Raw genomic sequence first — 24,239 nt, 5'->3', positions numbered from 1 at the left:
ACTGACCTTACCCAGAAAAAGTGGAGAGAAAGTTTGGAATGTTTTTCACAAAGAGAATGATGAATCAAAATGCTCAGGAATGCAATAGTTAATAGTGACGTTGTTTGTTATAAAAAATTTCTATGTATTCAAATATTGCAGTTCTAGTTTGTTGAGCAGAGTGTTGTGAAGTATCAATAAGTATTTCTCTTTTCAATGAGCTAAAGAAGCTTTCCACAACAGAATTGTCGTAACAACAACCTTTATGACTCATCTATGTTTTTTATGGATAAGAGATATTGATAACCTTGCGAAGTATATTGTGAACCTTGATCACTATGTAATAGTAGATTTTTGGCAGGTTTACGCTTGTTAACGGCCATTAATAAAGAGTCCATAACCAATTGTTTATTTATTGAACTGCTCATTAACTACCATGCGTGAATATAGATCGATTATTGTTGCCAAATATAGCCATCCTTCTTTGGTTTTTATATAAGTAATCCCATACTTTATTTGGTTGATCGACAATAAAGTTTTGGTCTAATATATTGGGAGCTACTGTCCGTTTGTTGTTTCTTAATTTTAAATTTTCTTCTCAATATAGCCTGAATACCATTTTTCTGCATAATACTTTGCACTGTTTTTAAGTTGCAACTTTTACCCAAAGCCTTCAATTCAGCATGAATTTTAGGAGCTCCATATCTACATTTAGAAGCTTGATATATTTTTTGAATATCTGCTAATAACTCTTTATTTGCTGATTCTCTACTGCTTATTTTCCTTGTAGTCCACTTATAGTAGCCACTAGCAGAAAATCCTACATAATTCCTGTACTTTATAGCAGTTACTATGCTCTTTTATAAAAAAATATTTTACTCTTTTTGACTGGCCAGGGCTTTTTTTAAAATGTCTCTTTCTCTTGTTACTTTTGCTAACTCTTTCTGTAAATCAAATCTCTCTTTGTCATAAGGTGCTACATCTGGAAATGCATTTGCCGCTGACTTTTTTTCGTTATATTTCTTCATCCATTTTCCTAATACACTATCCCTTATTCCTAGATCTCTTGCTACTTTTGCAACTGGTTGACCTACCTTTCTTTGTTCATTTGCCAGCTTAACAGCTTCCAATTTGAATTCTGCCGTATATTCTCTTGCCATTTCTAATCCTCCAAAATTTTATTTTACCCGAAAAAACTCCTTTCTTTCTCTCCACTTTTTCTGGGTAAGGTCAGTCTGTCCAGGTTCCAAGATCGGTGTCAAAAATTGCTCAAACCATCCATTAAAAACATCCATATTACAGTGGCCTTCAAAGGTTAACGGAACAACTATCTTTCTTCCACTTAAGGCTGCAACCATACTGATTCGTTGAGTTTTCTTTCCAGATTTTAAGGCATAAAACCGCTGTCCTTTCTGGCAATATCCGTAGGGGTAGTCTTCGGTGTTATCAATGCCAGACTCATCTATATACACTAAGTTTTTAGGTTCTTTTGTCGCTATAATTTTCAAAAATTCAGCACGTTTTTCTTCGTTTCTTTCCTTGTATCCATATGTCTTTTTTTGCGCGTAAATCCAATTTTTTTAAGGGCTCGATAGATCGTTTGGATACTAACGTTGTTCCAAAGTTTAGCCATTTCCGATAGAGTCTTTCCTCCGTGTTCTCTGGCAAATTTGGCAAAGGTATCCCAGTCGGTAATTTTGTGATTGTAACCCCCATTTCCAAGTTTTTTTGATTGAAAGTCTCCTGTTTCTTTTCTTCTTTGCTGCCACTCCCATAAAGTAGTTCGTCCAATCTTAAATCTTGCTGCCACTGTTTCTCTGCTTTCTCCTTCGTCTAGCGCTTCCATTGCTTTTTTTCTTAAATCATAACTATATGCTGCTGGCATTCAACCTCCTTATCATCATCTACCCTTATCCTATCACATCCGGACTTTTATGGAAAGAGCTATATTTTTATCAATTCTGCAATCATTTATCTTAATATTAAGTTTCTTAAACCTTCTTGATGCTTGTGAATAGCTGATAACTGCCAAATCTCTTCCTATTTGTTGCAAATACCCTTTTATAAACCCGACTGTTTGTCTTAAACCAATTCTAAAGAAACTGACGATTATATGCACCAAAATCACAACTTTATCACTATAAATATAGTTGCCGCCCTGCATTTTTGGACAATTCTCGTACCAATTTTCTATGGCGTCATTGATATAACAAAAAATGCTTCCTCTTTCTTGGAGAAATTTGTTATATTCATGGCAGTTACTGACTCTCATTTTTTGTGGCATATTTTTTCTTCAACAGTTAAATGGCTATTTATAATGAATTTTGTCAGTAACTGCCAGTTCTTTTCACTTGAGCGATGCAACAAAGCCCACTGGGATCCAGGAAAGTTTGCTTGTAAGCAAGCAAACTAGCATGGAAAGTTTATACTAAATGAATGTTTTTGATGAGGTTGCACAGAAGCTGGATCCCAGTGTCAAGCACTGGGATGACATCATCCTTTTTTGGATTCCAGACTGGAATGACAGCAGTCCTACGTCATACCGCCGCGGTATTTCCAGATCCCGCTAACACGTAGCGGGATGATGGTTGTCAGGGTGTTGTCCAAGTAGCCTCTTTCTTGTCATCCCAGTGCTCCTTTCTTGTCATCCCAGTGCCCAGACACTGGGATGGCTTTGTTGCATCGCTACTTATGAAAGGCTAACTATAATTAGGATTATAAGCAACTTATTGAAAATCTTGTTTTTTTTGCAATCAATCTGATCAAATTTAAGAATAGTAACTTGTTATTTATATTAATAAATTTAATTCTATTGAAAATAGCTAAAGCATTGAAATTCTTGAATTTTAGCCGGATTAGTGAGTGGTAGTGAAATTTCTTTTACTCAAATTTAGGTATTCACTGACCGTTCTTGTTATAAATACCAGAATAATAAGCTACTGATATTCTCCACCTTTTTTATCTTTAATCCATCATAGCTAGCGATGCAACAAAGCCCACTGGGATCCAGGAAACTTAACTTTACACCAGGTAATAAGAACTGGATTCCAGCGTCACGCGCTGGAATGACAGCAGTCCTACGTCATACCGCCGCGGTATCTCAGCCGCTAACAAGAGATCCCGCTAACAAGTAGCGGGATGACGGTTGTCGTTTAGCCATAAACATTAAGAAATTTACCAAATGAAAAAAAAGGCAAAAGAAGCCCCGTGGTTATTATCCGCTTTAAAATATTGGCGTTTTTTATGTTTTAAACGCTTGACAAGCGAAATTCAGCTGCTTTTAATTGCAACTAACTTACGCTGCAAATGTTTAAGAAATTTACTAAGCAGAAAAAAAGACAAAGAATCCCCGAGTTAGCTAGTCTTTTACTATCTCTGTCGAGTATTGGCATTTTTTGATGTCTTGTAACGCTTTATAAGCGCGTTCAGCTTATTTAGATAAAAATCTAGATGTAGATGAAGTTTTGTAAAGACATACAGTATCTATATACTGCAAAAAATTGAACATAAGACGCCGATACATTAAGTAATCCTTACCTTTTAATCTGCAGATTGGCGAAAGCAAATACAATAGCTTCAGTTTCATGATAAGGGGGCTAGCGGAGTTTGTCAAGGGATTTTTGACGAAATGATTTTGAAAGCAAAGAGCGGGAGAAGGGGTTCGAACCCTCGACCTCAACCTTGGCAAGGTTGCGCTCTACCAACTGAGCTACTCCCGCAATTAAATTAACCTAAATTTACTTAATTATAGGCATATACAGCAATTTGTAAACCCCCGTGTACACGAAAAATGTGAGAGCCCATAAACTTGCGTGGTTCCTTCTATGATCTTTTCGTATACTTAAGGCTTATTTTTGATTATCATAAGTTTTTAATTATTCCACAAAGCTTTATGGGAATATTTTTATATAAAGACGACTTGCCAGCTAGTTCAATACCAGATGATGTAAGGTCTATAGCTGTTGATACCGAGGCAATGGGGCTACTTCATAGCAGAGATAGATTATGCCTTGTGCAGCTCTCTTTTAATGATGGCAACGCTCACTTAGTTCAACTCAAGAACGATTATACAGCGCCAAATTTGAGAAAAATATTAGAGGATAAAAATATAACTAAAATATTTCACTTCGCGCGATTTGATGTGAGCATAATACGTTATTACTTGGAAACTTGGGCACTTCCGTGCTATTGCACAAAGATAGCTTCACGTTTAGTTCGCACTTACACAGATAATCATAGCTTAAAAGAGTTGTGCTTAGAGCTGCTTGATACCAAACTAAATAAGCAGCAGCAATCTTCTGATTGGGGAAATGAAAATTTAACAGACAAACAAAAAAGTTATGCTGCATCTGATGTTTTGTATCTCCACAGGATAAAGGAAAAGCTAGACTTAATGCTGGAACGTGAAAATAGAAAAGAATTGGCCCAAAAGTGCTTTGAATTTCTTCCTACTCGTATTGAGTTAGACTTAATGGGTTGGGAAAACGTGGATATCTTTAACCACCAGATGTAATAGAAGTTTTTTGTTTGTGCAAAACACTTTAGGGCAATTTTTCAAGCTCTGCGGTAAGAATTTAGTTGATTAACTGCTAATAGATACGCTATATTTTACAAAAATTTAGGTATTTTATGAGTGATGATATTACATCGGTAAATGATCAAAATTTCAAATCTGAAGTCACTGACTATAAAGGGTTCGTGCTGGTAGATTTTTGGGCAGAATGGTGTGGGCCATGCAAAAGTCTAATGCCACGTATAGAACAATTGGCTAAGGATAGAAAAGGCAAGATTAAGATCTGCAAATTCGACATAGATGAAGGGACTGAAGTGCCAAGTAAGTATGGAGTGCAATCTATACCTACTTTAATCATATTTCAAGATGGTAAGGAAATTGCACGCAAAATTGGTGCAACAAATGATTTGTCAAGTTGGGTTGATAGTGAAATAAGCTAATAGACAAATTTGCTTTTGTGTGTATTATAAATATTGATAAAAGGGATTGTAGCTCAGTCGGTTAGAGCAGTTCGCTCATAACGAATTGGCCGTAGGTTCGAGTCCTACCAATCCCACCATTGTGTTGATCTTAGCATGATCGTAACAATGAGAAAGCTGTAGTATATGAACTATATGTTGATATAATGGAGGAAATAATGAAATTTACTAAGTCTCTAAATAACAAGTTAGATGAATTGCACTTACTAAATCATCCATTTTACCAGTCATGGAATACAGGAAGCTTAAGCTTGCAAGCTTTACAAACCTATGCTAAAGAATATTATCACCACGTTGCTGCGTTTCCTCGTTACATCAGTGGTATACATTTTTTGTGCCCAGATCTAAAAATGCGACAGGTTTTACTTGGTAATTTAATAGAAGAGGAACAAGGTGATGAAAATCATCCAGAATTATGGCAACGTTTTGCTGAAGGGCTTGGCGTTGCGCGATCTGATCTTCGTGAAAGTGCACAGATTAAAGAGACACAGGAGTTAGTTGATGGTTACTTTGATATTGTAAGATCAGGTTTTGCGGCAGGTCTTGGAGCCTTGTACGCTTACGAACGTCAAACTCCAGAGGTTTCCAAGTCTAAAATTGAAGGTTTAAAAAAACACTATTCAATAAGTGATGAGCGTTCTCTTCAATTTTTTACGGTCCATATGCATGCTGATGAGTGGCATTCTGAGGAGTGTGCAAATCTTATTGAAGATCTAGATGAAAAAGAGCAAGATAAAGTTATGCAGGGTGCTCAAAAGGGAGCAAAGCTCTTGTGGGGTTTTCTTGATGGGATGATGAATGCCAGTGTGTGTTAGTAGTTTAAGTAGCTTCAGAGTTAAAATTCAGTGATATTGGAATGCAATGTCTGCATGTAATCTTCTTATATCTAATCTGCGGCTTTGGGTTCATTTAGGATGTAGCGCAGAAGAGAAGTTTGCTCCCCAATTGGTGAGTATTGATATTGGTTTCACTTTTAAATCTCCTCCTTTAGGGCTTACAACTGATCAGCTTAAAGATACTCTCTGCTATTTGGAGGTAGTACGGAACATTCAATATTTCGTTCAAGGCAAGCAATTTAATTTAATCGAACATTTAACTCATGGGATATACAGGATGATTAACGACTTTTTGCTGCAAAAAAAGCATATTATTTCTTCTATCAGGGTGACTACTCACAAAACTGCACCACCAGTTCCTGGTGTGCATGGGGGCGTCTTTTTTACCTATTGTAATGCACTGCAAGAACAGTAATGATCTATATTTCTATTGGCTCAAATATGGGGAATCGCTTTTTCTATTTACAAAAGGCTGCTCAGTTACTGCAGGAGCGCTATTTTAAAAATTTAAAATCTTCAATTATTCTGGAGACTAAGGCTATTTTACCAAATGATGCTCCACCTGAATGGGACAAGCCATTTCTAAATATGGTTGTGTATGGAAGTTGTTCTTCTTCTCCTGAAGAGCTGTTAAAGGGCCTTAAACAAATTGAGTGTGACATTGGCCGCCCGCAGGTCTATGAAAAATGGGCACCTCGCATTATTGATTTGGATATTTTGTTATGGGATAACCTGACACTTGATACATCCTACCTTAAGATTCCTCACCCAGAATTGATAAACAGACCATTTTTGCTTCACTTGATGGCAATGCTGAGTCCCATGGCAGTAGTTAACAAAACGTTTGGTACTATTAACCCTAACATTAAGGATTGCTTTTTAAGGAGTTTTACGCTTTCACCAGAGCTTGTAGGTATTGTTAATATTACTCCTGATTCATTTTCAGATGGTGGTCTTTATTATGATGCAGATCAAGCAACCAAGCAGGCACTGCGGCTGTTATCAGATGGTGCAAGCATAGTTGAACTTGGTGCTCAATCAACAAGACCTGGCTCCTCAATACAAACTCCAAAAGCAGAATATGCACGCTTAAAACCAGTGCTTGATGACCTTAATCAATATATGAAAGTTGGTGACATTAAAGTCAGCATTGATAGTTTCTGCCCAGATGTTATTTTGAATGTTTTGGAGCACTACAACATTGCCTGGGTAAACGATCAGAAGGGAGATCTAGATGATAATACCTTAAAAGCGATTGCTAGCAGTGGATGTAGTATCGTTATTATGCATTCACTCTCCATACCACCACATAGTGACAACATTATCCCAAGTGACATTGATCCAATTGATACCATAAATAATTGGGCAGAAAGGAACATTAATAGATTACTAGCTCTAGGTTTTGATCAAAGCTCGATCATTATTGATCCTGGTATTGGTTTTGGCAAATCTCTATATCAGAATATCTGGCTTTTATGCAATATAGAAGCATTGCAAAGTTTTGGCTGCAAAGTTCTGGTTGGCCATTCTAGAAAGTCATTTATTTCTTCTTTTTCTACAGAACCTGTCTTTAACCGAGATTTAGAAACAATTGCTTTATCATCTGCATTGCACAACAAGGTTGATTTCCTTCGAGTGCATAATGTGCGTGATCACATGCGATTTTTTGTAGCTCAAGCTGCTTTACAGGGATGATAGTTATCGGAATTATGGCTGTTGATCCCAAGGGGGTAATTGGAATAAATAATAGATTGCCCTGGCATTATCCAAGTGAGTTAGATCATTTTCGTCAGGTGACTGACAAACAAGTTATTGTTATGGGGAGAAAGACATTTGAAACTATGCCTCAAGACATATTAGGGAATCGTATTCCTATTGTTTTTTCTCGTGACAAATTAAATTCTTGTTTTAACAGAGGAGTAAAATGCACTATTATTTCTTCTATGCAAGAGTTTTTGTCAATCCAAAGTAATTGGAGTTACCCTCAAATCTTTGTGATTGGTGGAGCACAAATAGCGCATCTTTTTTTAGAATATAATCTAATTTCAGAGTTCATCATGACAGAAATTTACAAACCCTATAAAGGTGATGTATATTTCAACTTAACACTTCTTAGTGGATGGAATAAAACTATTCTCACCAAAACAAAAGATTATACTATATGCAAGCTAACACGTTAATATGCATATTGAAGCAATTTATACCCACCGCATTGAATATGGAGAAGTATTAGAGCAGGTTCTTGATCGCTATGTTTCAGAGCTGCTAAGAGAGGAAGTTGTTCTTGCTATCACATCAAAAATCATTTCAATTTGTCAAAAACAAGTGGTTTGCAAAACTGCTTGTTCTAAAGAAGAGCTAATCAAAAGGGAAGCTGATGCAATTGTTGATGTGGCTCACAGTATCTGTTTAACGATTAAAGATAATATCTTAATTCCATCTGCTGGTATTGATGAATCAAATGGTAATGAGGTGTATATTCTATATCCAAAAGATGTTCAGAAAACAGCTCTGTCAATATGGAACTATCTCAAGACAAAACACTGCATAAAACATCTTGGTATTTTGATTACAGATAGTAACATAACACCTATGCGCCTTGGGGTTACGGGCGTTGCTCTTGGTTGGTGTGGATTTGAACCATTTTATTCCTATATAGGCAAGCCAGATCTTTATGATCAACCACTGCAAGTAACACAAGTCAATCTTCTTGATGCGCTGGCAACGTCTGCTGTTTTAGTTATGGGAGAAGGGGCGGAGCAAACACCAATGGCAATAATTAGTGGTGCACCAAAGATTCACTTTCTTACTCGTCCGCCAACTACAGAAGAAGAAAAAAGTGTGAAGATATCTATGGAAGAGGACCTTTACTCTCCTCTCCTCATGCGAGCCCGCTGGTTAAAGAGTTAAAGAGGAACTTAAAAATTTGCTATTAGACTTCTTATACCAATTCCCGCTACACAAGTAACGGATAGACAATAATAGAAAAAAAGCCATACTGAAGTAAGTAAAGTAGCGAGGTTTAAATGGCATTAAGATCAAAATTATTGGATGAAAAAGTGGTGGAATCAGCAAAAGAAATGCTGAAGAAAGTAAGAAATAACGCATATGTTGCAAAAAAACTAAATGCTGTAATTGCAGCAAAAAAGCACAGTATAACAGCCGTAGCAAAGATATGCTGCATTTCAAGAAAGGCACTTACTGCATGACCTAAAATTTGGCAGAGAAGAAAAATTATTTGCTCCGCCTCAACGCCGTAGAAAAACTATATTGAATCAAAGTCAACGTGAACAAGTTGAGGTGTGGATAGAGGAAAACCCCAATATTACTATAAAAGAAATGAAAATAAGAATTCAAGAAAAGTTTGGTTTGAATATCAGCAAATCTACAGTACACCGTAATATGCAAAGAATGAAATTCTCATATATCACACCAAGACCAGTGCATAACGGACAAGATAAAAGTAAACAAGAGGAATTTAAAAAAAAATCTTAATGAAACTATTGTCATGTATCATGAAAAAGAGCTATTTTTCTTCGATGAATCGCGGTTTGGCACACATTCAAAGATTGGACACGGGTGGTTTAAAAAAGGCATTAGGACACAGGTTAAGGTAAAACTAGGTAGGCAAAATTTTTATCTCTATAGTGCAGTTAATCCCAGAAATGGAGAAAGTTCTAGCTCAAACGTCAATACTGATTGTATGAATATATTCCTTGAGCAGATGTCACAATATTTAGGAACAAGGGAGGCATTTCTTATCATGGATTGTGCTAGTTGGCATAAGTCAAAAAATTTAAAAGTACCTAAAAATATCGACATTATATACCTACCACCATACTCACCTGACCTCAATCCTGTTGAGAGGTTTTGGTTATATATAAAACAGAACATTTTGCGTAACAAAATCTACGACACAATTGCTTTGCTTGAGAGCGCTTTGTGCAAATTTATTACCTCTCTTTCTCACTCCACAATTAAAAAACTCTGCAATGCCGCTTATTTGATTCACTAGTAATGAGAATTGGTATTACATAACCATATAACATTGGGAATAGAAACAAAAAACTTGCTTGACACCCTTCGCCAGCCCCCTTATCATAAAACTGAAGCTATTGTATTTGCTTTCGCCAATCTGCAGATTAAAAGGTAAGGATTACTTAATGTATCGGCGTCTTATGTTTAATTTTTTGCAGTACATAGATACTGTATGTCTTTACAAAACTTCATCTACATCTAGATTTTTATCTAAATAAGCTGAACGCGCTTATAAAGCGTTACAAGACATCAAAAAATGCCAATACTCGACAGAGATAGTAAAAGACTAGCTAACTCAGGGATTCTTTGTCTTTTTTTCTGCTTAGTAAACTTCTTAAACATTTGCAGCGTAAGTTAGTTGCAATTAAAAGCAGCTTAATCTTGCTTGTCAAGCGTTTAAAACATAAAAAACGCCAATATTTTAAAGCGGATAATAACCCCAGGGCTTCTTTTGCCTTTTTTTTCATTTGGTAAATTTCTTAACGTTTGTAGCTAAACGACAACCGTCATCCCGCTACGTGTTAGCGGCTAAGAGATACCGCGGCGGTATGACGGTTTGCGGCGGCATGACCTCGTCATTCCCCTACGTGTTAGCGGGATCTAGAGATACCGTGACGGTATGACGGTTCGCGCGGTGGCATGACCTCGTCATCCCGCTACGTGTTAGCGGGATCTATGCTTTGAGATACCGCGAATGAATCGCGGTATGACGGTTCGCGGCGGCGTGACGATAAGCTCGTCATCCCGCTACTTGTTAGCGGGATCTAGAGATACCGCGAATGAATCGCGGTATGACATAGGGAACCCTTTCTTGGGTTAGCTATAGATTTACTTCGCATATTCAGCTAATTTTTATTACAATTACAACAAAATAATTTTGGCTTTGATGAAAACTGTATATGTATGTCAATCCTGTGGTCATAGCACTGGCAGGTGGGTAGGGAAGTGTATTGCATGTGACAATTGGGATACAGTTGTTGAGGAAATAGCAGTAAAAACGAGCAAAAGAAGTATATCTGCACCAATTTTAATAAAGACGTTATCGGGTAGCGAAATTATCACTCCAAGTCGTTTTTTAACAGGAATAGAAGAATTAGATAGAGTTTTTGGTGGGGGTATCGTTCAAGGTGCTAGCATTTTAATTGGTGGCGAACCTGGAATTGGGAAATCCACCCTTTTGCTTAGAATTGCAGCTAATGTTGTGCAACTTTCCTCTTTTGAATGTCTTTATGTATCTGGCGAGGAATCTTTAGAGCAAGTGAGTCTCAGAGCAAAGCGTCTTAAGATAAATGAACCTAAAATTAAGCTTTTATCTACAGTGTCTTTAACTGATGTAGTAGCAACAATAAAGGAAAATAAAAGTATTAAATTCTTAGTAATTGACTCTATACAAACAATGTATGATAGCAGAATTACATCAGCACCAGGAACTGTAACTCAGGTCCGCACTTGCGCACATGAATTAACCATTCTTGCGAAACAATATGGTATTTCCCTCTTAATAGTTGGCCATATAACTAAGGATGGACAAATAGCTGGACCTAAAACTTTGGAGCATATGGTGGATACGGTATTATATTTTGAAGGTGAAAATAGCAATCAATACCGCATTTTGCGTACTATTAAGAATAGATTTGGCCCTGCAAATGAAATTGGTGTTTTTGAGATGTCTGAAGCAGGACTTGTGCCTGTTGATAACCCATCATCATTGTTTCTGATGGCCCATGACAGAGAAGTAGTTGGCAGCGCCGTATTTGCAGGAATTGAAGGTTCAAGACCAATTTTAATGGAAGTGCAAGCATTAATAGCAGGAACTAATATGGCAACCCCAAGAAGGGCAGTAGTTGGGTGGGATATTAATAGATTGGCTATGATCATCGCAGTGCTAAATGCTCGTTGCAAAATGTTTTTGCATGATAAAGAGGTATACCTAAACATTGCAGGGGGACTCAAAATACAGGAACCATCGGCTGATCTTGCTGTTGCTGCTTCCCTTATTTCAAGTGTAGTAAATTTACCGCTGCCAACTTCTTCAATAATCTGCGGTGAAGTTGCACTTTCAGGAGAAATTAGGAATGTCTCGCATGCTGATCTCAGACTAAAAGAAGCACAAAAGTTAGGATTCAAAAAAGCAATTATGCCTAAAAATGGTAATTACTCTTCTCACGATATTGAGATAATTAAGCTTGGTCACGTAAGGGAATTAAGAGAAATTTTTAATTACAATTAAATAACGCTTCAGCAAATTCTTTGCTAGTAAACTCCCTTAAGTCCTCTATATTTTCGCCAATTCCTATAGCATGTAACTTTATCTTATAAGCTTCTGCAAGTCCAATTACCACTCCACCCTTAGCAGTGCCATCTAGCTTTGTTACGATTAGCCCGGTAACATTAACCATTTTGCTAAATGCTTCTAATTGGCTATAAGCATTTTGGCCGGTAGTTGCATCAAGAACTAAAATAACATCATGAGGGGCAGTGTCATCCAATTTCTTTATCGTTCTATATATTTTTGATAACTCCTCCATAAGGTTCACATTATTTTGCAGCCTTCCTGCTGTGTCAATTAGAACAACATCAACGTTGTCTTTTATAGCTTGACTTACAGCTCTGTATGCCACACTTGCAGAGTCGCTACCGTACTCTCCAGTAACAATTAAGCAATCAGAACGTTCTGCCCAAATGTTTAATTGCTCACTAGCAGCCGCTCTAAATGTATCGCATGCAACAAGCATAACGGATTTTCCCATTTCCTTATATTTATATGCAAGCTTACCTATAGTTGTGGTTTTACCGTTACCGTTTACTCCGCATACCATTATTATATGTGGTTTTTTATTTAAAATTAACGGCTGTACAACTGGGCTCAATATAGCTTCTATTTCGTTCATTAACTGCTGCGAGATAATATTATGTTCAACTTCCTTGTCAAACTTGATGCTTGTGAGCCTATCGATAATCAACTTAGAAGTTTTATGACCAATGTCCATGCTAATTAGCAATTCTTCTAGCTCGTCTAAAAGCGACTGGTCTAATTTTTTTTTGCCAGAGAAAATACTTTTCACTCCGTCGCTAAAGCGAGAAGAAGTTTTTAACAGGCCTTTATAAAGATTACCAAATAAACTCAAGGGAATGCTCCTTTTAAAATTACAATATAAAGAATGACATGCACTGAGTGTATTTGTAAAGTTAAATACACTCACTTTTGTGTTATTCTGTGAGTAAAATATACCGTTTGCTAGTGTATTTTACTTTAGTTTTTAACCTAAATATGTTATAATGTAGAATAGCGGTTCACAGGTAATTTTATGAGTTATAATGAGAAAATTTTAGATCATTACGAAAATCCAAGGAATGTTGGCTCTCTGGATAAAAATGATCCAAGTGTTGGCACTGGTCTAGTTGGTGCACCATCGTGCGGTGATGTAATGAAATTGCAGATAAAGGTCAATGACAAAGGTGTTATTGAAGATGCAAAATTTAAAACTTTTGGCTGCGGTTCTGCCATTGCTTCAAGTTCCTTGTTAACAGAGATGATAAAGGGAAGAACCATCAGTGACGTTACACAGATAAAGAATACTCAAATAGTGGAAGAGTTGTCTTTACCTCCAGTGAAGATACACTGTTCGGTACTTGCTGAAGATGCTATAAAGGCTGCTATTCATGATTATCAAAGTAAGCAAAAGAATTAAGAAGCATGAGTGAATATCAAGAAGTAGGCGGAGGTGAAACTGTAAAAAAGAATAAAAAACTTATCACTATAACTGCGGAAGCAGTAGAAAGGATAAGGTATTTATTGGACCAAAAGAAGCATACTAACCTTGAGAAACCGGAAGAAGCAATAGGAATAAGAGTGCTAATTAAGCAAAAAGGATGTTCTGGTTTAAAATATGATATTGAATATGCATATGATACTCGTCCTTTAGAGTCGGTAATTGAAGAAAACTGTAGTGATGGCCAAAAAGTTAAAGTGTTGATCGACCCAAAATCCGTCATGTTTATTCTTGGCTCTGAAATGGATTATGTAGAAGAAAAATTTTCATCGGGTTTTGTTTTCAAAAATCCTAATGAGAAAGGAAAATGTGGTTGTGGAGAGAGTTTTCATGTCTAGCAACTATTTTGCATTGTTTGAAATTGAACCAGCTTTCAATATCAGCTTTGATGAGTTAGAGAAAAAATATATTGAGCTAAGCAAGACTGATATAAATGAAAGACAGTCCAAAAACATGGAAAATATCAACAAAGCTTATCAAGTGCTAAAGTCACCACTAGAACGTGCTGAGCATTTGTTGAATCTTTTTGGTGTGGGAAGCCCAAAGGATCATCCAAATTCTGAAATATTAAATGAATCAATGGAAATAAGAGAGTACTTACTAGACTGCGATGATCTACAATTTGCAAGCAGGATAATTGATGAAAAAATAAAAGATTGCGTTAAAAACCTAATTAACACTTTTGCTGTAAAGAATTTTGATGGAGCTGCTACACAAGTCTTAAGATTGAAATATTTATATAAGTCATTTGAGGAGGTGAAAAAGAATGCAACCAATTCAAATTTCTGAACCAAATTCAAGTGAAGTAGTTTTTGGTATAGACCTTGGCACCACCAATTCTTTGATTGCTATGGTGAATAAAGCTGGCAACGTGGAGATATTTAAAGATAAACAAGGAAGAGAACTGCTGCCTTCTGCTCTTTCATATGAAAATAATACATTGAAAACTGGCTACGATGTCGGTCAAAATGCAATCTACTCAATAAAGCGTTTAATGGGTAAAAGTGTTGAAGAATTAAATAAAGAAGGCGTCAATTTTGAAATAGATCATGAAAGCGAAAAAGTTATTAGAATAAAATGCGCAGAGGAAAAGTATCTTACTCCTATTGAGATTTCTGCTGAGATATTAAAAGCTTTATGTGAGAGGGTAAAAAAGTCTAAGGGACTGGAAGTAAAAAAAGCAGTGATTACTGTGCCAGCTTACTTTGACGATTCAGCACGTAACGCAACTAAATATGCGGCAAAATTAGCTGGAATAGAAGTTCTTCGCCTCGTTAACGAGCCAACCGCTGCAGCGCTTTCTTACTCCATTGAAAAGAACAATAGCAGTGGAATATATGCAGTGTATGACCTTGGTGGCGGAACGTTCGATATTTCGATATTGAAATTGCACCAAGGAGTGTTTCAAGTCCTTGCGGTTGGTGGTGACACCAAACTCGGCGGTGATGATTTTGATCATTTGCTAAGCTTAATTGTGCTCAATAAGTATAGAGAAAAAGTAGGTTTAAACAAAGAATGCTCTAGTGTCATCCCAGTGCTCCGACACTGGGATCCAGAAAGTTTGATTACAAATGAACACACCAGAAAGTTATATAATAAGAACTGGATTCCAGTGTCAGCTACTTACATGACAGGGCTATTATCATTCGTTGAATTACGTACTGTGAAGGAATATCTGAGCAAAAATACTGTAGGCACTTTTAAATTCAACATTAACGGCGAATTATTTAAATGCGAAATTACTAGAGAAGAATTCGAGCAGGCAATCAGTTCTTTGGTCAATAAGACTATCAATATAGTCACTCGTACTATAAGCGATATAGATCTTAAAATTGATGATATAAAAGGAGTAATTTTAGTTGGTGGTGCAACTAGAACACCATTGGTTCAAAATTCACTAGTCAAACTCTTTGGAAATAAAGTACTAAATGACGTGGATCCAGATAAAGCAGTTGCCATTGGGGCAGCTCTGCAGGCTCATGATTTAACTTCGAGCTCAAAAGATAGGAATATTCTCCTGGATGTTCTACCTTTATCACTTGGCATAGAAACTATGGGAGGTATAGTTGAAAAAATCATACCAAGAAATACGCCACTACCAGTTTCAGAGATAAAAGAGTTTACAACTTATGTTGATGGGCAAACAGCAATGAAAATTCACGTTTGTCAGGGAGAACGTGAAATGATAGAGGATAACAAATCTCTAGCGCAGTTTGAACTGAAAGGTATACCGCTACTGCCTGCAGGTTCTGCAAGAGTTGAAATAGAATTTACAGTTAACGTTGACGGAATATTGACTGTTACTGCAAGAGAAAAAACCACCAGAATCGAGCAGACAGTTGAAGTAAATTCAAGTTTTGGCTTAAGTGAAGCCGATATTCAAAATATGGTTAACCAGTCAATAAACAGCTTTGATGAAGATATGAAGGCTCGTTCCCTTGCAGGCGCTAAAATTAATGGAAATAAACTCATACACTTGGTTGAAAACAATAATAACTTTTCCACTGATCAAAAGTTGAAAAACCTATTACAAAATGCAAAAAAAGCTTTACAAGGCAATGACTTGAATGAAATTAACAACACTATCGCCGAGTTAGAAAATTCTTCTTTAGAGTTGTGTGAATTAACAAATAGGTAGAAAAAGCTTACACAACCTTGTGCAATACCCTATTTAATCTCAAAGCAACAGGTAACCTGAAATTAAATGGTAACCAATCGACCTTTTCTAATTTAAATGATAAACCAACTATGCTTACACGCCCAATGATATTTTCCATTGGTACAAAACCAACTTCAGGAAACCTGCTATCTAAAGAATTATTTCTATTGTCTCCCATAACGAAAAATTGATCGTTAGGTACATAATAAACCGGAGTGTTATATGATAGCTTATTAGAAATGTCATCTACCAAAATCTCATGTTCCTTGCCACTTAAAAGCGTTTCTATATATCTTGGTATGTTACGATTTGACTCATAATCAAAAAAACTTTCAATTTGCCTTCGCTCTACTTTCTGATCATTTAGGTATAATTCTCCCTCTATCATTTGCACTTTGTCACCTGGTGTTCCTATTACTCGCTTAACAAACCTGATGCTGTCATTTCTTGTGGGTTTGAAAACTACTATGTCGCCACGCTTTGGAGGGGTATAAAAAATCCTGCCGCTAAAAATGTTTGGAGAAAATGGAAATGAGTGTTTACTGTAACCGTATGAATATTTACTAGTAAAAATGTAATCCCCTTCAAGTAGGGTGCTTTTCATTGAACCAGAAGGTATATGAAATGGCTCGAATAAAAAACTACGTATTGACAGCGCAATCAACAGTAAAAAAAACAATGAAGATAAAAATCTTCCCGTTCTTATCACCCAGTTTTTGCTTAGTTCTTCCAACTTTTCCAACTTTGTTTTTCTTATAGATTAAGCTTATTATAATACATAAATTAAAAAATGGTAATATGAAATTTTACTTGTGAATGTTATTCCTCTATTCAAAACAATTTTGAAAAGGCGGTTCATTTCTTTCAACGGTGTCATCCAAGTAGCTGACACATAACTGTACGAACATTGCAATTTGCAGGTGGCAGATGAAAGTAGCTGATGCACATCTGTACGAACATTTGCTTTTGTTAAGGTAATATGGTGTTATGAAAGTAGCTGACACTGGAATGGCTTTGTTGCATCGCTACTTATGAAAGGCTAACTATAGTTAGGATTATAAGCAACCTATTGAAAATCTTGTTTTTTTGCAATCAATCTGATCAAATTTAAGAATAGTAATTTGTTATTTATATTAATAAATTTAATTCTATTGAAAATAGCTAAAGCATTGAAATTCTTGAATTTTAGCCGGATTGGTAAATGGTAGTGAAATTTCTTTTACTCAAATTTAGGTATTCATTGACCGTTCTTGTTATAAATACCAGAATAATAAGCTACTGATATTCCCTATCTTTTTTATCTTTAATCCATCATAGCTAGCGATGCAACAAAGCCCACTGGAATCCAGGTTGTAACCGTTCACGGATTGTGAGAATGAATAAAGAACTAAGCAGTCGTAACTTTTGGAAGGGATTTTGGCCATTGAGACGTGATGTCAAAAATATCGACAACATTCTTTCCACAAATCTTTCTCCATGTTCCGACCAGGTGAAAAAGCTGTTTTTACGATAGCCGTCTAATTTGCCGTTCTGCAAGGTTGTTGATTGACTTCAGGCTTTCGTAAAAACTTCCACACCATATCCTCGGCCTTAACATCTTAATGGCCATTCTCAAACCATTTACAAGCCTTGTCATTTCATGCCCCCCCTTTTTGCATTAGTTGTGTAGCATCTTTTAATATTAGCAAGGCCTATAATAGTGCAACACTGCCTTACGTATTGCCAATCCAAATTCTACTTGCTGTAAAATAACACAATCTGCTACATCGCTGCTAATCTCAATCCCTCTGTTTATTGGCCCTGGGTGCATAACAATCGCATCTGGTTTTGCGTATGATAGCTTTTGTGAATCAAGTCCATACAAATAAAAATATTCTTTCTCTGAAGAACTATTATTCATGCGCTCTTTCTGCAATCTCAAAAGCATAATTACGTCAGCATCCTTTATACCTTCAATTAATGAATAATGGACTGAATCTACTTCAGGAAAATGCTTACAAATCAAAGTTGGTGGTGCGACCAAGTTTATCTCTGCTCCAAACATTTTTAGCAATCTTATATTTGATCTTGCAACTCTACTGTGCAGAATATCTCCACATATCACAACTTTGAGGTCCTTTATTTGCTTTTTGTGATTGCTGATTACAAGATAGTCTGCAAGAGCTTGAGTTGGATGTTCACTACTTCCATCGCCTGCATTGATTAGCGAGCAGTTAACATACTTTGCCAGTGTATTAATGATACCACTACTTTTATGCCTGATTATTATGTAATCAGGATTCATTGCATTTAATGTTTTGATCATGTCTTTTAGATCTTCTCCCTTGTTAATAGAAGAAGATCTTATTGGCAAAGTTACAACATTTGCTCCAAGGCTTTTTGCTGCTATTTCAAAAGACGCAAGTGTACGCGTTGAATCTTCAAAGAATAAATTTATTACTGTCTTATTTTCCAAGATATGACTATTTGCAACTTCTTTTTTAAGGTACTGGTTGGCCAACTTAGTTATATTTTCTACATCATCGACTGTAAGGTCTGAGATGTTTAACAAATTCCTTCTCTTGTTCATAGTTTCCTTTTCAACTACTTGAACCTATTCTACTTTCTTATTACCTTTTTTCAATAGACTTCTTGTGCAGCAATTGTTTTGGTGAAAGAACGGAAAAAGATAGTAAAGTCAAAATTAAGTTAGAAGGAAGAAAAAGTTCAGCGAGTCAAGAGTAAGGTATATTAGCATAAATCTTTCATCCCAATGTTTAGTGGCGCTGGGGATTACTTCCACTTACACTCATCCGCTATCATAACAGCCTCAAAAAGATGCTTCTCAAGTTCACTTAGAGGCAAATCACTTTGTGAATAATTTCCCCAAGATTTTAGTATATCGGAAGTTTCAACGCCTTCAATAATAGGATATTCTTGGTTTTTTTTAGCGTATAACTCTTGAGCCTGCTTGCTTACTAAAAATTCCAATAAGACTATAGCATTTTCCCTGTTTTTTGCGTTTTTTGTTACTGCTGCACCACTGATGTTTACCATTACACCGTGATCGTTGCGATTAGGAAAAAAAGCCCCTAGCTTGTCTGCAACATTCTTTTTATTTTCTGATGAAAGAATTCTCGCAAAGTAGTAGCTGTTTACTATTGCAACATCTCCCTCACCCGCTGCTACGGCGTAAATTTGATCAGTATCACCACCACTTGGTTTTCTTGCCATATTGCTCACAATTCCGCTTACCCATTCTTTCGTCTTTTCAAAACCATTATTTGCAATCATAAAAGCAATTAACGATCTGTTATATGGACTTGTAGAAGAACGCACTAATATTTTTCCTTTCCATTTTTCATTTGCTAAATCTTCATAAGTACTTAAGTCCTTAGGGTCTACTGACTCTTTATTGTAAACCAATATCCTAGCTCTTTTTGTAAGACCAAACCAATAATCTTCACTGTCTCTAAATCTTGCAGGTATAACACTTTTTAAAACCTCTGAATCTACTTGAGATAAAAGTCCTCTTTTTTTTGCTAGAATTAAGTTGATTGCATCAGCAGTCAAAAATAAGTCAGCTTCACCACCGTTTTCCATTCGTGAAAGTAGCTGAGAATAATCATCAATGATGTAACGTACTTTAATACCTGTATTTTTCGTGAATTCATCAAACAAAGTACGTACTAATTCTTCTTTGCGCGATGAATAAACATTTACCACTTGTGAGTCATTAGTTCCGTCGTTTCTGTATAAATAAGTAATAACTATCAATATAATTGCTATTAAGGATGTGAATATAAAGGCTTTTTTCATATTGGATAAAAAATAACTTCTTTCAGTTAAAGTTACCAAGATGGTACAACTTTAGCAAGTGTAAAGTTCGTTAGATAAATCATAAAAACTTGCTTGACAAGCCTTGCCAGTCCCCTTATCATGAAACTGAAGCTATTTATTTATCTTCTCTGTACAGATTAAATGACAAAAAAACTCACGTATCTGGCGTCCCATGTTTAATTTTTTGCACTATGTGCATCTTATGTCTTTATAAAATTTCTAGGTTTTTACCTAATATAAGCTGAAATGCGCTTATAAAGCATTTAAAACATCAAAAAACGCCGATTTAAAAAATGGATAGTGAATAACTAGCTACCCTAGGGTTTCTTTTGCCTTTTTTTCTGTTTAGTAAATTTCTTAATGTTTATAATTTAGATTAGTTGCGGCTTAAAAGCAACTAAATCGCGGTTATTAAGCGTTTAGAATAAAAAAACGCCATACTTGAAAGTATAATGTAAGTAATTAGCCAACCACGGGGCTTCTTTTGCCTTTTTTTTATTTGGTAAATTTCTTAATATTTATAGCTAAACGACAACCGTCATCCCGCTACGTGTTAGCGGGATCTAGAGATACCGTGACGGTATGACGGTCTGCGGCGGTATGACGGTTCGCGGTGGCATGACGATAAGCCTCGTCATCCCGCTACGTGTTAGCGGGATCTGCCGAGATACCGTGGCGGTATGACGTCTCGCTTGCAACCTATAGCCTTGTCATTCCAGTGCTCCTTTTTTTGTCATCCCACCGTCACGCGTTGGTTTCAACATTATATCATGAACTTTCTAAAATTCATTGAACTGTGCTTTCAAACGGTGGTGCCGGGGTGTGAGTATAATGATTATCAGTATATAAAAGTCATAGCAGACAGACTTGAAGCGGCAAATGTTGGCAAAATGAGGCGAATAATATTCAATATGCCTCCGCGTTCAATGAAGTCCCTGTGCGCTAGTGTTGCGTGGCCCGCATGGATACTGGGAAATCAGCCAACTGCAAGAATAATAGTTGCAAGCTACTCTCGGCTGCTTAGCGAAAAGCACTCGCTCGATACAAGGTGTATAATGCAGTCTAGTTGGTATAGAGAGCTGTTTCCAGAGGTAGAACTATCCAAAGATCAAAATACCAAATACAAATTCCAAACAGTGCAGAGAGGATACAGAATCGCAACGTCCGTTGGAGGGACGTTAACAGGTGAAGGTGGTGATTTCATCATCGTGGATGATCCACTGAGTCCCGCCCAAGCTTTGAGTGAAACGTTTAGAAAGCGTGCTACAAATTGGTTTGACCAGACTTTAGTAGCCAGGCTCAACAATAGAAAAAAAGGAGTAATTGTTCTTGTGATGCATAGGCTACATCAAGAAGATTTAACCGGGCACCTTCTCTCCAAACCGAAAAACATATGGAACCATACTTGTTTACCGATGATATCTGAAAATAAGGAGATTATCTATTCAATCAAAAAGCCAGCGCCTCCTTTTCTTGTTCCTGTCACCCGAGTAACTACAAATGAGTACAAAAGCTGGATTACAGCATCAAGTGCTAGAATGACACCACCCGTAATATTATACTCAAGAGAAGAAGGTCAGTTGCTATATCCCCTCGATGGAGGAAAAGAAGAAGTTGAGATGATAAAGGTTGAACTTGGAAGTTACGTTTTTGCTGCACAATATCAACAAAACCCTCTGCCACTTTCAAGTGGTATAATTAAACGAGAGTGGCTGAAGCGCTATAGAAATTTTCCTGACAATCTCTCGCATGTAACTCAAAGCTGGGACACTGCAGTTTCAACAAGCAACATGAGCAACTTTAGCGTCTGCACCACCTGGGCAAAAATAGATAACAAATTCTATTTACTTGATGTATATCGTGCAAAGCTTGAGTATTCAAAGCTTAAAGAGCAAGTTTTGTCCTTAGCAGCAAGATGGACACCACACGCAATTTTGATTGAAGCAAAAACGAGTGGTCAGCAATTGGTGCAAGAGCTAAAGACAAACAGTGATTTACCAATTATCGAAATAGTACCACATGATGACAAACTCACTCGATTTTATCAAATTGTTCCGATTATAGAGTCTGGCAAGGTTTTTCTGCCGCACCAAGCAGTATGGCTGAACGATTTTGAGTATGAGATTTTAATGTTTCCTGAAACTCGACACGATGATCAAGTGGATAGTACCGTGCAATATTTGCAGTGGGTGAGAGATAGTAGCTCTAGGGTCGCAGCTTTACGGGCATTGTGATTTGAGTCTACCAGATCCAAGTAGTCAGCTACTTGCATGACACCCTGACAACCGTCATCCCGCTACGTGTTAGCGGGATCTAGAGATACCGCGAATGAATCGCGGTATGACGTAGAAGGATGATATCATCCCAGTGCTTGACACTGGGATCCAGTTTTCCATATAATCTCATCGAAAATGTTGTAACCACTTTCTATACTAGTTTGCTTGCTCACAAGCAAACTTTCCTGGATCCCAGTGGGCTTTGTTGCATAGCAACTGAAAAAATCTGGTGGCTACTGACAAAATTCATTATAAAATAGCCATTTAACCTTGAAAGAAAAAATATGCCACAAAAAATGAGGGTCAGTAACCATAGCGAATATAACAAATTTCTAGAAAAAAGAGGAAATATTTTTCATTATATCAACGAAGCCATAGAAAAGTGGTACGAGAATGGTCCAAAAATACCAGGTGGCAACAATATTTATAGCGATAAAGTTGTAATTTTGGTGCACATAATAACTTGTTTATTTAGAATAGGCCTGAGGCAAACAGTTGGGTTTATAGCAGGATACCTTGAGCAAATTGGGAAAAATTTGCAAGTTATCAGCTATTCACAATCATCAAGAAGGTTTAAGAAACTCAATATTAAGATCAATGATTGCAGAAAATAATATGGAAGATATCGAAATTGCTATAGACAGTACAGGAATTAGTATATACAACAACACTCCTGGTCATAGCAAAGAAAATAGCGAAGATAGAAAGTATCGCAGCTATGAACAGACAAGAAAATTGCATGTAATGTTGAATACAAACAGCAAAAAAGCCATAGCTGTAAAATACAGTAACGGCTGATCACTATGGAGCTTGTGATTTGCTAAAAGAAGTCGATTTTCAGTATGTCATAAAAGTACTATATGCAGATAGGGCATATGACAGAGAAAAGCTCTATAAGCTGTGTAATCAATATGGTATAAAAACGAAAATTCCTCCGAAAAACAACGCAGCAGAGCATCCAAAGTTAGACTATATGGCTGAGAGAAATTCTGCAGTCAAGCTCATAAAGTCATATGATGAAGATGGTATAAAGAAGTGGAAAAAAGAGATGAGTTATGGAAAAAGATCTTATATAGAAAGTTTTTTCTCGCGACTGAAACAAACATTCGGGTTTAGTTTTAGGAATAAATCTGAGACAAATAGAGAGAAGGAACTACTTGTTAAATGCTATTTGCTCAATAAGTTCACTGATATTGGTATGGCTAAATTTGAGATAGCTTCATAAATTTATTGTGCGTTACCTACTATCCGAAGAGCGATGCAACAAAGCCATCCCAGTGTCAGCTACTTGGATGACAGAGGGGGGTGGGATGACAGAAGATGATGGAGTGACAGGGAGTAATACAAAAAGTTTCGTCATCCCCATTGAATCGGCTTTAAAATCGATGTTCAAAGTTGAAATTTCCCTAGAAGATGCGGGGAAAATCAGAAAAGGTCAGGAAGTTGTATTAAATAACTTGCGTAATTTAAAGAATCATGATATTTGTTGTACGGTGGTGGGTAGTGTACCTATTGCAATCTGCAGTTTTATTTATGGTTGTGTGAAACCTATTCGTGTTTTTAATATTTAAAATGAGGTTTAGATGTCGATAACATCCGAAAAGAAAAAGAGTTTGATAAATATATATGCAATTAAAGAAGATGATACAGGTTCATCTTTTGTACAATGTGCAATTTTGACCGAGAGGATCAGTAATTTAACTGAGCACTTTAAAGTGCACAAGCATGACCATCACTCTAAGCGTGGTTTACTTATATTGATAGGTAGAAGACGCAAGCACTTAAATTATATAAAGCGTAAATTTGGTAATGAAGCCTATCAGGAATTAATAGAGAAGTTAGGCATTAGAAAATAATCGAGGAATTT

The 24,239-nt window shown here is 36.5% G+C and carries 27 protein-coding genes, 2 tRNA genes and 2 pseudogenes; 20 read left to right on the top strand and 11 right to left on the bottom strand.

The window, feature by feature from the left end; translation table 11 throughout:
• Positions 1–88: 88 nt before the first annotated feature.
• The 7 genes and pseudogenes from AAGD66_RS00405 to AAGD66_RS00380 form a co-directional block, all read right to left on the bottom strand.
• The gene (locus AAGD66_RS00405; RefSeq protein WP_080717614.1) at positions 89–253 is read right to left on the bottom strand and encodes an IS3 family transposase; all 165 of its coding nucleotides are present in this window, start codon (positions 251–253) and stop codon (positions 89–91) included.
• The gene (locus AAGD66_RS00400) at positions 243–407 is read right to left on the bottom strand and encodes a DDE-type integrase/transposase/recombinase (protein ID WP_156768661.1); all 165 of its coding nucleotides are present in this window, start codon (positions 405–407) and stop codon (positions 243–245) included. Before AAGD66_RS00400 ends, AAGD66_RS00405 begins: the two co-directional genes overlap by 11 nt.
• An 84-nt stretch (positions 408–491) precedes the next feature.
• The gene (locus AAGD66_RS06960) at positions 492–707 is read right to left on the bottom strand and encodes an IS3 family transposase (protein WP_245836010.1); all 216 of its coding nucleotides are present in this window, start codon (positions 705–707) and stop codon (positions 492–494) included.
• Positions 708–854: 147 nt separating this feature from the next.
• The gene (locus AAGD66_RS00395; protein ID WP_038198869.1) at positions 855–1,139 is read right to left on the bottom strand and encodes a transposase; all 285 of its coding nucleotides are present in this window, start codon (positions 1,137–1,139) and stop codon (positions 855–857) included.
• Positions 1,140–1,211: 72 nt separating this feature from the next.
• A pseudogene (locus tag AAGD66_RS00390) lies at positions 1,212–1,864 on the bottom strand (IS630 family transposase); the annotation flags it as partial.
• A 33-nt stretch (positions 1,865–1,897) separates the two neighbouring features.
• Positions 1,898–2,263, bottom strand: coding sequence for a transposase (locus AAGD66_RS00385; protein WP_155969141.1), 366 nt, complete (start codon positions 2,261–2,263; stop codon positions 1,898–1,900).
• 1,362 nt (positions 2,264–3,625) lie between these two features.
• Positions 3,626–3,698, bottom strand: a tRNA-Gly gene (locus AAGD66_RS00380).
• A gap of 173 nt (positions 3,699–3,871) precedes the next feature.
• On the opposite strand from AAGD66_RS00380, the gene AAGD66_RS00375 reads away from it, so the two are divergent.
• The 10 genes and pseudogenes from AAGD66_RS00375 (at position 3,872) to radA (ending at position 12,075) form a co-directional block, all read left to right on the top strand.
• On the top strand, positions 3,872–4,492 hold the full coding sequence (locus tag AAGD66_RS00375; protein WP_015589270.1) for a ribonuclease D: 621 nt from the start codon (positions 3,872–3,874) through the stop codon (positions 4,490–4,492).
• 116 nt (positions 4,493–4,608) lie between these two features.
• Positions 4,609–4,932: a thioredoxin gene (gene trxA, locus AAGD66_RS00370; protein WP_007548839.1), complete on the top strand. Its 324-nt coding sequence runs from the start codon at positions 4,609–4,611 to the stop codon at positions 4,930–4,932.
• A 42-nt stretch (positions 4,933–4,974) separates the two neighbouring features.
• Positions 4,975–5,051 (top strand) — tRNA-Ile (locus tag AAGD66_RS00365).
• Positions 5,052–5,129: 78 nt separating this feature from the next.
• Positions 5,130–5,786, top strand: coding sequence for a CADD family putative folate metabolism protein (locus tag AAGD66_RS00360; RefSeq protein ID WP_264724243.1), 657 nt, complete (start codon positions 5,130–5,132; stop codon positions 5,784–5,786).
• A gap of 46 nt (positions 5,787–5,832) precedes the next feature.
• Positions 5,833–6,222: a dihydroneopterin aldolase gene (locus AAGD66_RS00355; protein WP_341814469.1), complete on the top strand. Its 390-nt coding sequence runs from the start codon at positions 5,833–5,835 to the stop codon at positions 6,220–6,222.
• Positions 6,222–7,502, top strand: a complete 1,281-nt coding sequence (folP, locus tag AAGD66_RS00350) for a dihydropteroate synthase (protein WP_264723990.1) — start codon at positions 6,222–6,224, stop codon at positions 7,500–7,502. The genes AAGD66_RS00355 and folP overlap by 1 nt, the downstream gene beginning before the upstream one ends.
• The gene (locus AAGD66_RS00345) at positions 7,499–7,987 is read left to right on the top strand and encodes a dihydrofolate reductase (protein ID WP_264723992.1); all 489 of its coding nucleotides are present in this window, start codon (positions 7,499–7,501) and stop codon (positions 7,985–7,987) included. The genes folP and AAGD66_RS00345 overlap by 4 nt, the downstream gene beginning before the upstream one ends.
• A gap of 1 nt (position 7,988) precedes the next feature.
• Positions 7,989–8,717: a putative folate metabolism gamma-glutamate ligase gene (locus tag AAGD66_RS00340; RefSeq protein ID WP_155969135.1), complete on the top strand. Its 729-nt coding sequence runs from the start codon at positions 7,989–7,991 to the stop codon at positions 8,715–8,717.
• A gap of 116 nt (positions 8,718–8,833) precedes the next feature.
• A pseudogene (locus AAGD66_RS00335) lies at positions 8,834–9,822 on the top strand (IS630 family transposase).
• Between the two features lie 909 nt (positions 9,823–10,731).
• Positions 10,732–12,075, top strand: coding sequence for a DNA repair protein RadA (radA, locus tag AAGD66_RS00330; RefSeq protein WP_264723993.1), 1,344 nt, complete (start codon positions 10,732–10,734; stop codon positions 12,073–12,075).
• Here radA and ftsY read toward each other — a convergent pair.
• Positions 12,062–12,973, bottom strand: coding sequence for a signal recognition particle-docking protein FtsY (gene ftsY / locus AAGD66_RS00325; RefSeq protein ID WP_155969582.1), 912 nt, complete (start codon positions 12,971–12,973; stop codon positions 12,062–12,064). The two genes, radA and ftsY, sit on opposite strands and share 14 nt — an antisense overlap.
• A gap of 180 nt (positions 12,974–13,153) precedes the next feature.
• Here ftsY and iscU point away from each other — a divergent pair, with 180 nt between their 5' ends.
• Genes iscU through AAGD66_RS00305 form a run of 4 tightly spaced genes read left to right on the top strand, consistent with a single transcriptional unit; the run spans position 13,154 to position 16,256 of the window.
• Positions 13,154–13,537: a Fe-S cluster assembly scaffold IscU gene (gene iscU / locus AAGD66_RS00320; protein WP_151808025.1), complete on the top strand. Its 384-nt coding sequence runs from the start codon at positions 13,154–13,156 to the stop codon at positions 13,535–13,537.
• A gap of 5 nt (positions 13,538–13,542) precedes the next feature.
• Entirely contained in the window at positions 13,543–13,956 is a 414-nt protein-coding gene (locus AAGD66_RS00315) for a HesB/IscA family protein (RefSeq protein WP_182309603.1), read from the top strand.
• Positions 13,949–14,407: an iron-sulfur cluster co-chaperone HscB C-terminal domain-containing protein gene (locus AAGD66_RS00310; RefSeq protein ID WP_265024473.1), complete on the top strand. Its 459-nt coding sequence runs from the start codon at positions 13,949–13,951 to the stop codon at positions 14,405–14,407. Before AAGD66_RS00315 ends, AAGD66_RS00310 begins: the two co-directional genes overlap by 8 nt.
• Positions 14,385–16,256, top strand: coding sequence for an Hsp70 family protein (locus AAGD66_RS00305; protein WP_264723995.1), 1,872 nt, complete (start codon positions 14,385–14,387; stop codon positions 16,254–16,256). The genes AAGD66_RS00310 and AAGD66_RS00305 overlap by 23 nt, the downstream gene beginning before the upstream one ends.
• 7 nt (positions 16,257–16,263) lie before the next feature.
• Here AAGD66_RS00305 and lepB read toward each other — a convergent pair whose 3' ends face one another.
• From lepB to AAGD66_RS00290, 3 genes are all read right to left on the bottom strand, one after another.
• The gene (gene lepB / locus AAGD66_RS00300) at positions 16,264–17,010 is read right to left on the bottom strand and encodes a signal peptidase I (protein WP_155969584.1); all 747 of its coding nucleotides are present in this window, start codon (positions 17,008–17,010) and stop codon (positions 16,264–16,266) included.
• Between the two features lie 948 nt (positions 17,011–17,958).
• The gene (locus tag AAGD66_RS00295) at positions 17,959–18,846 is read right to left on the bottom strand and encodes an aspartate carbamoyltransferase catalytic subunit (RefSeq protein WP_006280416.1); all 888 of its coding nucleotides are present in this window, start codon (positions 18,844–18,846) and stop codon (positions 17,959–17,961) included.
• 203 nt (positions 18,847–19,049) lie between these two features.
• Positions 19,050–20,075 (bottom strand): Fe(3+) ABC transporter substrate-binding protein, encoded by a 1,026-nt coding sequence (locus AAGD66_RS00290; RefSeq protein ID WP_010082338.1) that lies wholly within the window; start codon positions 20,073–20,075, stop codon positions 19,050–19,052.
• A 791-nt stretch (positions 20,076–20,866) separates the two neighbouring features.
• Between AAGD66_RS00290 and terL the strand changes: the two genes are divergently transcribed.
• The 6 genes from terL (at position 20,867) to rpsO (ending at position 24,228) form a co-directional block, all read left to right on the top strand.
• On the top strand, positions 20,867–22,330 hold the full coding sequence (gene terL / locus AAGD66_RS00285; protein ID WP_265024474.1) for a phage terminase large subunit: 1,464 nt from the start codon (positions 20,867–20,869) through the stop codon (positions 22,328–22,330).
• A gap of 326 nt (positions 22,331–22,656) precedes the next feature.
• Complete coding sequence (locus AAGD66_RS00280) at positions 22,657–22,986, top strand: transposase (RefSeq protein WP_007548762.1); 330 nt, start codon at positions 22,657–22,659, stop codon at positions 22,984–22,986.
• A 1-nt stretch (position 22,987) separates the two neighbouring features.
• Positions 22,988–23,170, top strand: coding sequence for a transposase (locus tag AAGD66_RS00275; RefSeq protein ID WP_167347183.1), 183 nt, complete (start codon positions 22,988–22,990; stop codon positions 23,168–23,170).
• A gap of 19 nt (positions 23,171–23,189) precedes the next feature.
• Positions 23,190–23,597, top strand: a complete 408-nt coding sequence (locus AAGD66_RS00270) for a transposase (RefSeq protein ID WP_007548764.1) — start codon at positions 23,190–23,192, stop codon at positions 23,595–23,597.
• Positions 23,598–23,649: 52 nt separating this feature from the next.
• Positions 23,650–23,943 (top strand): hypothetical protein, encoded by a 294-nt coding sequence (locus AAGD66_RS00265; protein ID WP_237357370.1) that lies wholly within the window; start codon positions 23,650–23,652, stop codon positions 23,941–23,943.
• A 12-nt stretch (positions 23,944–23,955) separates the two neighbouring features.
• The gene (gene rpsO / locus AAGD66_RS00260; protein ID WP_006279944.1) at positions 23,956–24,228 is read left to right on the top strand and encodes a 30S ribosomal protein S15; all 273 of its coding nucleotides are present in this window, start codon (positions 23,956–23,958) and stop codon (positions 24,226–24,228) included.
• Positions 24,229–24,239 lie beyond the last annotated feature (11 nt).

The sequence above is a fragment of the Wolbachia endosymbiont (group A) of Dendrolimus pini genome, assembly GCF_964026835.1.
GTDB classification, from domain to species: Bacteria; Pseudomonadota; Alphaproteobacteria; order Rickettsiales; family Anaplasmataceae; genus Wolbachia; species Wolbachia pipientis.
The sequence above is the reverse complement of the archived record's forward strand: the minus strand, read 5'-3'. Positions and strand labels throughout refer to the sequence as shown.

Coding starts and splice junctions, on each gene's coding strand:
- AAGD66_RS00405 (WP_080717614.1), bottom strand. CDS start 253: ATGAGTCATAAAGGTTGTTGTTACGACAATTCTGTTGTGGAAAGCTTC.
- AAGD66_RS00400 (WP_156768661.1), bottom strand. CDS start 407: ATGAGCAGTTCAATAAATAAACAATTGGTTATGGACTCTTTATTAATG.
- AAGD66_RS00395 (WP_038198869.1), bottom strand. CDS start 1,139: ATGGCAAGAGAATATACGGCAGAATTCAAATTGGAAGCTGTTAAGCTG.
- AAGD66_RS00385 (WP_155969141.1), bottom strand. CDS start 2,263: ATGCCACAAAAAATGAGAGTCAGTAACTGCCATGAATATAACAAATTT.
- AAGD66_RS00375 (WP_015589270.1), top strand. CDS start 3,872: ATGGGAATATTTTTATATAAAGACGACTTGCCAGCTAGTTCAATACCA.
- trxA (WP_007548839.1), top strand. CDS start 4,609: ATGAGTGATGATATTACATCGGTAAATGATCAAAATTTCAAATCTGAA.
- AAGD66_RS00360 (WP_264724243.1), top strand. CDS start 5,130: ATGAAATTTACTAAGTCTCTAAATAACAAGTTAGATGAATTGCACTTA.
- AAGD66_RS00355 (WP_341814469.1), top strand. CDS start 5,833: ATGTCTGCATGTAATCTTCTTATATCTAATCTGCGGCTTTGGGTTCAT.
- folP (WP_264723990.1), top strand. CDS start 6,222: ATGATCTATATTTCTATTGGCTCAAATATGGGGAATCGCTTTTTCTAT.
- AAGD66_RS00345 (WP_264723992.1), top strand. CDS start 7,499: ATGATAGTTATCGGAATTATGGCTGTTGATCCCAAGGGGGTAATTGGA.
- AAGD66_RS00340 (WP_155969135.1), top strand. CDS start 7,989: ATGCATATTGAAGCAATTTATACCCACCGCATTGAATATGGAGAAGTA.
- radA (WP_264723993.1), top strand. CDS start 10,732: ATGAAAACTGTATATGTATGTCAATCCTGTGGTCATAGCACTGGCAGG.
- iscU (WP_151808025.1), top strand. CDS start 13,154: ATGAGTTATAATGAGAAAATTTTAGATCATTACGAAAATCCAAGGAAT.
- AAGD66_RS00315 (WP_182309603.1), top strand. CDS start 13,543: ATGAGTGAATATCAAGAAGTAGGCGGAGGTGAAACTGTAAAAAAGAAT.
- AAGD66_RS00310 (WP_265024473.1), top strand. CDS start 13,949: ATGTCTAGCAACTATTTTGCATTGTTTGAAATTGAACCAGCTTTCAAT.
- AAGD66_RS00305 (WP_264723995.1), top strand. CDS start 14,385: ATGCAACCAATTCAAATTTCTGAACCAAATTCAAGTGAAGTAGTTTTT.
- AAGD66_RS00295 (WP_006280416.1), bottom strand. CDS start 18,846: ATGAACAAGAGAAGGAATTTGTTAAACATCTCAGACCTTACAGTCGAT.
- AAGD66_RS00290 (WP_010082338.1), bottom strand. CDS start 20,075: ATGAAAAAAGCCTTTATATTCACATCCTTAATAGCAATTATATTGATA.
- terL (WP_265024474.1), top strand. CDS start 20,867: ATGAACTTTCTAAAATTCATTGAACTGTGCTTTCAAACGGTGGTGCCG.
- AAGD66_RS00280 (WP_007548762.1), top strand. CDS start 22,657: ATGCCACAAAAAATGAGGGTCAGTAACCATAGCGAATATAACAAATTT.
- AAGD66_RS00275 (WP_167347183.1), top strand. CDS start 22,988: ATGGAAGATATCGAAATTGCTATAGACAGTACAGGAATTAGTATATAC.
- rpsO (WP_006279944.1), top strand. CDS start 23,956: ATGTCGATAACATCCGAAAAGAAAAAGAGTTTGATAAATATATATGCA.